The sequence below is a fragment of the Streptomyces sp. NPDC048659 genome (assembly GCF_040650575.1).
Lineage (GTDB): Bacteria > Actinomycetota > Actinomycetes > Streptomycetales > Streptomycetaceae > Streptomyces.
Genome location: NZ_JBEZHM010000117.1, coordinates 1 through 8,391, shown reverse-complemented (window position 1 = coordinate 8,391; position 8,391 = coordinate 1). Strand labels below are relative to the sequence as shown.

Sequence of the window (8,391 nt, the reverse complement as noted above, 5' to 3'; positions counted from 1 at the left end):
CCGACACCCCGATCATCACCACCGACGCCCGCCACCGCGCCGACGCCAAGAGCGCCCTCATCACCCTGGTCGAACACGCCCTCATGGCACGCCTGCGGTAACCGTCCCGACGGGCCGAGAGCCACGACGAAGGGCCCCCGGGATGTCCCGGGGGCCCTTCGTCGTGCGCGGGGTGTCAGCGCCAGCTGTGCGGGGCGCGGAAGCCGTTCTCGCGCTCCAGGCGGCGCCAGCCGGCGGTGGAGCGGCCGTGCTGGTGGGCGGGCTCGGTCGGCTGGGCGGCGGCGCGGGCCAGCAGGACCGCGGTGATCGCGGCCAGCTCCTCGGGCTCGGCGTGGCCCTTCTCGACGCGGAGAAGGTTGGCTGTGGCAGGCGTGGTCACTTCGGGGGGCTCCTCTTACTGAGGCGGGTTGCCGTGCTTGCGGGACGGCAGGTCGGCGTGCTTGGTGCGGAGCATCGCGAGGGACTTGGCGAGCACCTCGCGGGTCTCGGCCGGGTCGATGACGTCGTCGACCAGGCCGCGCTCCGCGGCGTAGTACGGGTGCATGAGCTCGGCCTTGTACTCCTTGACCATGCGCGCGCGCATCGCCTCGGGGTCCTCGGCCTCCGCGATCTGCTTGCGGAAGATGACGTTGGCGGCGCCCTCGGCGCCCATCACCGCGATTTCGTTGGTGGGCCAGGCGTACGTCAGGTCGGCACCGATGGACTGGGAGTCCATGACGATGTAGGCGCCGCCGTACGCCTTGCGCAGGATCAGCGAGATCCGCGGCACGGTCGCGTTGCAGTACGCGTAGAGCAGCTTCGCGCCGTGGCGGATGATTCCACCGTGCTCCTGGTCGACGCCGGGAAGGAAGCCGGGTACGTCCAGAAGGGTGATGATCGGGATGTTGAAGGCATCGCACATCTGTACGAAGCGGGCGGCCTTCTCGGACGCCTCGATGTCGAGGACACCCGCCAGCGACTGGGGCTGGTTGGCGACGATGCCGACGACCTGGCCGTCGATCCGCGCGAGGGCGCAGATGATGTTGCGGGCCCAGCGCTCGTGGATCTCCAGGTAGTCGCCGTCGTCGACGAGCTCCTCGATGACCTTGTGCATGTCGTACGGGCGGTTGCCGTCGGCGGGCACCAGGTCGAGCAGCACGTCGGAGCGGCGGTCGGCCGGGTCCTCGGATTCGACGGTCGGCGGGTTCTCGCGGTTGTTCTGCGGCAGCATCGACAGGAGGTAGCGCACCTCGGCGATGCAGGTCTCCTCGTCGTCGTACGCGAAGTGCGCGACGCCGGAGGTCTCGGCGTGCACGTCGGCGCCGCCGAGGCCGTTCTGGGTGATCTCCTCGCCGGTGACCGCCTTGACGACGTCCGGGCCGGTGATGAACATCTGCGAGGTCTCGCGGACCATGAAGACGAAGTCGGTGAGGGCGGGGCTGTAGGCCGCGCCGCCCGCGCAGGGGCCGAGCATGACCGAGATCTGCGGGATGACACCGGAGGCGCGGGTGTTGCGCTGGAAGATGCCGCCGTAGCCGGCGAGGGCGGAGACGCCCTCCTGGATGCGGGCGCCCGCGCCGTCGTTCAGCGAGACCAGCGGGGCGCCGGCCGCGATGGCCATGTCCATGATCTTGTGGATCTTGGTGGCGTGGGCCTCGCCGAGGGCGCCGCCGAAGATCCGGAAGTCGTGCGCGTAGACGAAGACCGTGCGGCCGTCGACCGTGCCCCAGCCGGTGATGACACCGTCGGTGTAGGGCTTCTTGGCCTCCAGGCCGAAGCCGCTGGCGCGGTGCCGGCGGAGCTGCTCGACCTCCTGGAAGGACCCGGCGTCGAGCAGCAGCGCGATCCGCTCGCGAGCGGTCAGCTTGCCCTTGGCGTGCTGGGCCTCGGTCGCCCGGTCACTCGGGCCACGCCGAGCCTGCTCGCGCAGCTCGTGCAGCTCGGCCACACGGCCGCGGGCGTCAGCGGGCTCGCTCGGGATCTGGTCCACAACGGTCATGTACCGACCCTACGAACTCGGGCAAGCAAACCCCCCCGTCGACTCCGTACAGTCTCCCGTGTCGATTCCTGGCGGGGCTTGACAGAACCTGTGCCCCACCAGTCCGAGTCGACAGCCAGACACCCCAGCTGATTGTGGGGTTCCTACACAAGGACCCCCGGTAAGGCTTCAGCCACAGTGGAAGCGGGCGTTCCCCCAGTCCGCGTGGTCGTTGCCGTTGCCGTCGCCGCCGTCCCCGACGACCAGGTCCACGTACGCGGCGCCGGTGACGTCGGCGGTGAGCGGCCGGGCGGGGTCGGCGGCCCTGAGGACCGGGGTGGCGGCCTTCTCGGCGCCGTCGGCGAGCACGGTGAACCGGACGGAGCCTCGGCTGGTCTGGACGTCGTCGACGCCGACCTCGGCGGTGAAGGAGGTGCACCGGCCGCCGAGATAGTAACGGACGGTGGCCGGGGCGTGGCTGCCGAGCCCCTTGGCGTAGGTCACGCCCCCGATCCGCAGCGGCCCGCCGTCCCCGGTGCCGGTCTCGCCGTTGGAGAGGTCCCGCTCGACCGGGCCCCAGCCGTTGGTGCTGGAGGTCCAGTCGAGGTCGCTGGCCCAGCTGTCGGCGGTGGGCGGCGGGGGCAGGGTGCGGACGGTGGTGGCGGCGGTCAGCCGCCGGGGCCCGTCGCCGACGGCGTACGTGACGGTGGCGCCCAGCTCGTACGGCCGGTAGGCGGCGTCCACGGGCGGGGTGACCCGCCAGGTGGCGGTCGCCCTGCCGCCCGGGGCGACCGGGGCGAGGGCGACCGGCCCGGCGGGCTCGGCGGTCCAGCCCTCGGGGAGCGCGAGGGCGGCGCGGGCGCCGGTGACCTCGGCGGCCTCGTCGTTGCCGAAGACGGCGGTGACGGTGTTCGGGCGGCCGGGCTCCAGGGTCTCGGGCGCGGTGACGCCGAGGGTGCCGCAGGCGGGGCGCTCGGCGGCCGGGCCGAGGTCGGTGACGGTGAAGCGGTCGAGCGTGAAGTCGGCGCCGTCGGGGGCGTCGGCCCGCTTGCGCAGCCCGGTCCAGGTGTCGCCGCAGCCCGCGGTGACGGTCTCGGCGAAGTGTCCGGTGGTCCGCTGCCGCCCGATCGGGGTGCGGCGGGTCTCCACGGGGGCGCCGGGCCCGGCCGTGCGGTCGTAGCCGGTGATCCACTCGTAGGCGCCGGTGTGGCTGGACTGGTAGTCGAACTCGACCCGGTAGGCCCGCCCGTCCTTCATCGGGACGGTCCAGGGGGCGGTGCGGTAGACCAGGCCGCTGTTCTCGTCGTGTGACTTGAGGGACTCGGCGCCGTCCAGCACGTCGTCGACGGCCTTCCCGTTCCAGCCCGCCTGGGTGTACGGGGCGTGCAGCTGGGCGATGTGGGTGCGGGGGTCGGTGGTGCCGCCCGCGTCGCCCTTGAGGAAGGGGCCCCAGCCCTGGTCGACGGCCTCGAAGTCCTCGTACACGAGCGCGCCGGGGCTGGTCGCGGGGTCGTTGGCGACGATCCGGACGTCGTCGACCCGGACGGTGGCCGCGCTGCCGGGCGCCGCCTCGATGCCGAGCTCGGTGCTCCCGCGCGCGGTGAAGGTGACCTTGGCGCGCTGGAAGCGGGTGCCGTTCCGGTCGGAGGCGGCGACCCGGTCCTCAAGGGCCGAGCGCTCGACGGTGACGGACCGGCCGCCGATGGAGAGGGTGGTCGGGCGGGTCTTCCCGGGCTCGACCTCGATCAGGGCGGAGGCGGTGTAGCGGGCGCCGGGGGTGAGGCCGGTGATCCGCTGGCGCAGGGCGGCGGGGGCGGCGCCGGTGAGCTTGGCGCCGGTGCGGCCCTGGGTGTCGGTCTCGCGGGTGACGTCGCCGGTCTTGCGCCAGGCGCGCAGCCCCGTGTCGTTGAAGCCGGGGTCCGCGACCGGGGTGCCCTGGCCCCAGCGGGGGTCGCGCTGCGCGGGGGCGCGGTGCGGGTAGAGGACGTAGGGCTGTCCGGCGGCGGCTTCGAGGGTGATCCGGCCGTCGACGGGCCGCACGGTGCCGGTCTTCACGCGCCCGTTGTCGGTGAGCCTGTAGACGGTGTACGAGCCGGTGCCGGGGACGGCCCAGCTCGTCGTGCCGCCGGTCTTGTTGTAGTGGTAGAGCCTGTCGCCGCCGTCCCAGGGCAGCAGGTAGGTGTCGCCGTCGAGGACCTTGCGGCCCTGCTCGTAGAAGGTGCGGCGGCCGTCCTCGACGGTGCCGCGGACCCCGCCGGTGAAGGTGATGTCGTTGCCGTCCCAGCGGGTGATCCGCTGGTGCTGGAGGTACTTGGCGGGCAGGTTGCGCTGCCAGATGTTGGCGGTGAAGGCGGTGTAGTCGGTCTCGCCGGTCCAGCCCTCGAAGTCGACGAGGGCGGTCTGGCCGAGGACCGGGTGGTCGTTCCAGACGTCCTTCTCGCCGTTGCGGATGAAGCGGACGATCTGCGAGTTGAGGCCCTTGTTGGTGGCGCCGCCGTAGTCGAGGTCGTTGGCCCAGTGGGACCAGAGGGAGTCCCGCTCGAACTTCTCGGACCACTCGGTGGCGACGTTCCAGCCCTGCGCCCGGGTGGCCTGCATGGTCTTGTCGGCGATCCAGCCGTGCGTGTAATAGACGTCTATGTACAGGGTGGAGAGGTTGGGGTCGGTCTCGTCCCTCAGCTGCTGGAGGCGGCGGGCCAGGTCGCCGCTGTTCACGTCGCGGCGCTGGTCGATGTAGTAGCTCTGGTTGAGCCAGTTCCAGCCGGGCTTGGTCTTGTCGACGAGGGTCTCGCTGAAGTTCTTCGCCTCGGGGTACGACTCGGTGGCGTTGATGTGCACGCCGAAGCCCGCGCCCCACTTACGCCCCTCGCGCAGCAGGGTGTTGAGGTCGGCGAGGCCGCCCGCGCGCTTGTTGTAGTTGCCGCCGTAGTCGGGGTGGGCGGAGTCGTGGCCCTCGGAGCCGTAGCCCTTGAGCAGGGCGAACTGGCCGAGCCCGTCGGTGGCGAGCGAGATCCGCTTGACGTCGTCGAGGGTGCGCAGGAAGGGGTGGGTGGCTTGGGAGGCGAAGTTGAACGGGATGTGGGCGACGACCCGGTCGGGGGTCTCCTCGCTGCCCTTCGCCTTGACGCCGATGGCGCGGAAGGCGACGGCGCCGTCCTGCCAGTCGGTGCGCCCGTCGCCGTTCGCGTCGGGGGTGACGACGACCTTCGCCCAGGGCAGCGCGGCGCCGCGCTCGGGCGCGGGAGCGCCCTCGCCGCGGTAGGTCCACTGGCCGGACCAGACGCCGACGCGGGTCTCGTCGCCCGCCTTGCGGGCCTGGTGCCAGAAGCGGGCGCCGTCGCGGGCGGAGGGGCCGGCGGGCTTGTCGTACGAGGAGTTGGACTCGACGGCGGCGGCGAGCCGGTCGGTGCTGACGATCGCGTAGCTCGCGCCGACGGCGCCCGGGTCGGCCGGGGTGGCGTCGGTGACCCGCGCGAAGACGTCGGCGGTGCGGGTGGAGTCGGGGTCGAGCCGGGTGAAGGCGGTCGCGGCGCCGGGCTCGGCGGAGCCGACGGAGACGAGGTCGTGGCCGGGGATGTCGAGGGTGCCGACCCGGAAGGCCGCAGTGTCCCGGACGGCGGTGATCCGGAAGGTGGTGGTCCGGCCGCTGACGTCGAGGCTCGTGTCGATCTCGACCCCGGGGAGCTCGGGGAAGGCGAGCGTGTAGGCGGCGGAGTCGCGGGTCAGGACGGGGGCGCCGGTGGCCCGCACGGTGCGGGCGGTGCCGTTGAGGACGACCTGGGTGACGGGCGCGGTGCTGCCGAGCAGCCGGGCGCCGGTGGCGCGGTCGGTGTACGAGAGGACGCGGGGGAAGTCGTCGGCGACGGCGACGGAGAGCCGGGCGGAGCCGATCACGGCGGAGCCGGTGGCGGCGGCCTCCGCGGCGGCGGCGCCCGTCGCGGGGTCCGGGGCCCCGGCGCGGGCGGGACCGGCCAGGGCGAGGACGGCGGAGGCGGCGGCGGCCAGCGCACAGGCGGTGCGCAGCCGCCGCGCCGAGGCGGCGGGAGGGTGTGGGTGCGACATGCGCACCAGTTGGCCCGGGGTGGCGGAGCACCGTCAACGAGATCGTCCGCCGACGGGCCCGCCAGTCCAACAACCCCTTCCGGTTAGTCCAAGTGGAGCCGGTGGTTCGGCCGTCGGCCCGGTCGGCGGTCCGGGCGGCCGTTCGGCCGGCGGTCCGGCCGGCGGCCCCTCGCGGGGAGGCTCAGCAGCCGCCGCAGTTGTAGAAGGTGACGTCCCAGTGGTTGCCTTCGTCGGCGTAGACGTTGCCGGCGCCGGACTGCCACTGCGGGGCGCCGTCGCCGCGCACGCCGATGTACGTGAACGTGTTCTTCACGTAGTTGGTGACACAGGTGGCCTTGCCGAAGTCCAGCTTGTAGCCGTTCCAGTGCGAGTAGGTGCCGCTCGCGTGGCCGGTCTCGGTGCCGCCGGTGATGTTGAGGGCGCAGCCGCTGGCGCTCTTGAGGGTCTGGGCGCCCTGGGCGGTGGCCTGGTTGAGCTGGTCGAAGGACGTACACGTGGCGTTGTTGCGGTCCGAGCAGCCGCCGGACGAGGACCAGGTGATCCCGGAGGAGCGGAACATCGAGGTCGCGGTGGCGTGGCTGATCTTGGTGACCGTGACCGCGGCGTGGGCCTCGGTCGCGGTGGACAGGGCTCCGACGCCGGGGGCGAAGAGGGCCCCGAGGACCAGGGCGAGAGCGGCGAGTACGGAGCGGTACCGGTGCTTCATTGCGGATGCCTCCTGCGGATGACCGTGACGGTTGGGGACGGCGGTGCAGGTGGTGCGGTGGCTCCGGCCGAGCGGCCGTGCGCAGGGAGATGGTGCCGCAGTTCTACGCGCGTCCGCCAGAGGGCGTGGGGGCCGTCCAGGTGAACATCTTCCGGAGATGTTGAATGTTGAACGGAATGGGGCTACAGTCGTTCTCGTTGAAGGTTCAACAACACGGCGACCGGCAGCCTCCCTGGCCGGAATTTCTGATCAAGGAGCACGTCATGGGCATCTTCGGCCGCAAGAACAACGAGTCCGCCACCGCCGTCGCGACCCTCCCGGTGGACCCGGCGCTCGCCGCCCTGACCGGCGACTACACGATCGACCCGGCGCACAGCAGCATCGGCTTCACGGTCCGGCACGCCATGGTCACCAACGTCCGCGGCACCTTCGCCGAGCACGAGGGCGCCCTCAAGCTGAACGGCTCGGACCCGGCAGCCTCCACCGCCACCATCGACGTCAAGATCGCCTCCATCGACACCGGCATCGCCGACCGCGACGGGCACCTGCGCAGCGGCGACTTCTTCGACGCCGAGCAGTTCCCGGTGATGAGCTTCCGCTCCACTCGGGCCGAACAGCTCGGCGGCGACAAGTACCGCGTCACCGGCGACCTGACCATCAAGGACGTCACCAAGCCGCTCGCCATCGACCTGGAGTTCAACGGCACCGCGACCGACGTCTACGGCAACGAGCGGGTCGGCTTCGAGGGCAGCGCCGAGATCCTGCGCTCCCAGTGGGGCCTGACCTGGAACGCGGCCCTGGAGACCGGCGGCGTCATGGTCAGCGACAAGGTCAAGCTGAACTTCGACATCTCCGCCATCAAGAACGCCGCCTGACCCCCGGGGCCCCGCCCCGGCGGCGCCACCCGGCCGTGACACGAGCGCGCCCGCCTCTCCGCCACCGCGGAAGGCGGGCGCTCGGCGTTCCCCGCCCGGCGGCGGCGGGGTAGGAGTCACCCAAGGCGTCGACGCACTGGGCAGGAGCGACACATGACCACTCCGGTGTTCCCGGATTCCCCACTGGCCACGGCACGGCTCACCCTGCGGCCCTTCGCGGCGGGCGACGCCGCCGAGGTGGCCGCGATGCTGTCGGACCCCGCGTGCGCCCGGTGGCTGCCGCTGGAGCAGCCCTACACGCTCGCCGCCGCGCGCAGCTGGTGCGAGTCGGTCTCGCCGGAGTTACGCGCGCGGGGGACGGGCGTGCACTGGGCCGCCGTCGAGACGGCCTCCGCCCGGTTCGTCGGCAGCTTCGGGTTCAACGGGGTGGACTGGCAGGCCCGGTCGGCCGACATCGCGTACGCCGTGCATCCGGCCATGCGGGGCCGGGGGCTGGCCCAGGAGGCCGTGGCGCGCATAGTCGACTGGCTGCTGCGCGAACAGGGCTTCACGCGGTGCCAGCTCCGCGCCGCCGCCGGAAACCGGTCGAGCCAGAAAGTCGCGGCAGCCGCCGGATTCACCCCGGAGGGGGTCTGCCGGAAGGCCGGCTTCACCCACGGCGGGCTGGTCGACCTGATCGTCTACTCCCGGCTCTCCGACGACCTGTAGCGGGCCCGGCGGGGGCGGCCTGGACGGAGCCTGACCATGAAGGTGATCAACGACACCCGTACGGCGTTCGCCCGCGAGCTGCT

The 8,391-nt window shown here is 72.4% G+C and carries 6 protein-coding genes and 1 pseudogene; 3 read left to right on the top strand and 4 right to left on the bottom strand.

The window, feature by feature from the left end:
* A pseudogene (locus AB0C99_RS39070) lies at positions 1 to 101 on the top strand (ATP-binding protein); the annotation flags it as partial.
* Between the two features lie 74 nt (positions 102 to 175).
* Here the strand turns inward: AB0C99_RS39070 and AB0C99_RS39065 are convergent.
* From AB0C99_RS39065 to AB0C99_RS39050, 4 genes are all read right to left on the bottom strand, one after another.
* Complete coding sequence (locus tag AB0C99_RS39065; RefSeq protein ID WP_362485196.1) at positions 176 to 379, bottom strand: acyl-CoA carboxylase subunit epsilon; 204 nt, start codon at positions 377 to 379, stop codon at positions 176 to 178.
* A 15-nt stretch (positions 380 to 394) separates the two neighbouring features.
* The gene (locus AB0C99_RS39060) at positions 395 to 1,978 is read right to left on the bottom strand and encodes an acyl-CoA carboxylase subunit beta (protein WP_362485193.1); all 1,584 of its coding nucleotides are present in this window, start codon (positions 1,976 to 1,978) and stop codon (positions 395 to 397) included.
* A 168-nt stretch (positions 1,979 to 2,146) separates the two neighbouring features.
* Entirely contained in the window at positions 2,147 to 6,019 is a 3,873-nt protein-coding gene (locus AB0C99_RS39055; RefSeq protein ID WP_362485192.1) for an endo-alpha-N-acetylgalactosaminidase family protein, read from the bottom strand.
* Positions 6,020 to 6,200: 181 nt separating this feature from the next.
* Positions 6,201 to 6,725 (bottom strand): hypothetical protein, encoded by a 525-nt coding sequence (locus AB0C99_RS39050; protein WP_362485191.1) that lies wholly within the window; start codon positions 6,723 to 6,725, stop codon positions 6,201 to 6,203.
* 263 nt (positions 6,726 to 6,988) lie between these two features.
* On the opposite strand from AB0C99_RS39050, the gene AB0C99_RS39045 reads away from it, so the two are divergent.
* Both AB0C99_RS39045 and AB0C99_RS39040 read left to right on the top strand, forming a co-directional pair.
* Complete coding sequence (locus tag AB0C99_RS39045; protein WP_362485189.1) at positions 6,989 to 7,600, top strand: YceI family protein; 612 nt, start codon at positions 6,989 to 6,991, stop codon at positions 7,598 to 7,600.
* 153 nt (positions 7,601 to 7,753) lie between these two features.
* Entirely contained in the window at positions 7,754 to 8,308 is a 555-nt protein-coding gene (locus AB0C99_RS39040) for a GNAT family protein (RefSeq protein ID WP_362485187.1), read from the top strand.
* Positions 8,309 to 8,391 lie beyond the last annotated feature (83 nt).